Source organism: Paenibacillus maysiensis (assembly GCF_000520815.1).
In the GTDB taxonomy this organism is placed as follows: domain Bacteria; phylum Bacillota; class Bacilli; order Paenibacillales; family Paenibacillaceae; genus Paenibacillus; species Paenibacillus maysiensis.
This window is the reverse complement of the sequence record NZ_ASRY01000159.1, coordinates 1-1,355: the sequence shown is the minus strand read 5'-3', so window position 1 is coordinate 1,355 and position 1,355 is coordinate 1. Positions and strand designations below refer to the sequence as shown.

General features: G+C 63.4%; 1 protein-coding gene. It reads right to left on the bottom strand.

All coding sequences use genetic code 11. The annotated features are described in order from the left end of the window. Positions 1–1,355: type I polyketide synthase (locus L696_RS28440; protein ID WP_162472161.1), on the bottom strand; the 1,355-nt coding region annotated here is incomplete at both ends.

The window sequence follows — 1,355 nt, the reverse complement described above, 5'->3', positions numbered from 1 at the left end:
CCTCCCGGCCCACCTGCAGCGTATACGCCGCAGCCGCCAGTTGCCCGTCCGTCACCTGACCTGCCTGGATGTGACTAAGCAAGCGCTTCGCCTGTTCCCGCAGCCGCTCGCCGTTTTTGGCCGACAGCACGATCAGCGCGGTTCCTCTCACCGTTGCCGCTTCATCCGCCGCGTTGTCCCCCGGACTCCGGTATTCCTCCACGATGACATGCGCGTTTGAGCCGCCCGCCCCGAACGACGACAGCCCGGCGATCCGCGGATATTCCCGCGTCTGCCCGTTCAGCGTCACGCTCGGACGCATCCACGCTTCCAGCTCCCGCTGCACCCGAAACGGCGTCGTCCCGAAGTCGATATGCGGGTTTAGCACCTCCGCATGCAGCGATGGCGCCAGCTCCCCGTGTCGCATCTGCAGCAACACTTTGGTCAGGCCCGCGATCCCCGCCGCGCTTTCCAGATGTCCGATATTCGACTTCGCCGACCCGATTGCGCAGTACTGCTTTTCCTCAGTTTGCACCTGGAACGCCCGCTGCAGGCCTGCAATCTCGATTGGGTCTCCCAGCGAAGTTCCTGTGCCGTGCGCCTCGATATAGCTCACCGTCCGCGGATGCACTCCCGCTTCTTCCAGCGCACGCGTGATCACCTCCGCCTGCGCCTTCGGGTTTGGCACGGTATAGCCGTTCGTCTTCCCACCGTGGTTCACCGCCGTTCCCTTGATGATGCCGTAGATCTGATCCCCATCCGCCACCGCCTGGGCCAGCGGCTTCAACAGCACCGCGCCTACGCCTTCCCCCGGCACATAGCCGTCTCCGCCTTCTCCGAAGCTTTCACACCGCCCCTTGCTGGAGGCAAACTTGCCCTGGGCCAGCATCAGGTATTTATTCGGGTGCACCGAGACGTTCACTCCGCCGGCAATCGCCAGCTTGCACGCCCCCCGCTGCAGGCTTTGGCAGGCCAAATGGAGGGCCGTCAGCGACGAGGAGCACATCGTATCCACCGCCATGCTCGGCCCGTGGAAGTTGAAGTAGTACGACACCCGGTTCGCCACCGACGATGGGTTCCCTGACAGCGCCAGCGGATGCCCCTGCAACGTCCGCTCCGCGCCGTACAGCTGGTATTCTTCGTACATCACACCCACGTACACGCCCACGTTTCCTCCGCTCTCCCCTCCTGCTTCCGCCAGCGTCTCCCGCGTATACCCCGCATCTTCCAGCGTCTCGTACACGCATTGCAGGAACAGCCGTTCCTGGGGATCCATAATTTCCGCCTCCCGCGGTGAAATCTGGAAGAACAGCGGGTCGAATCGGTCCACCCCTTCGATGAAGCCACCCCACTTGCTATAGGTTGTACCTTGCCGA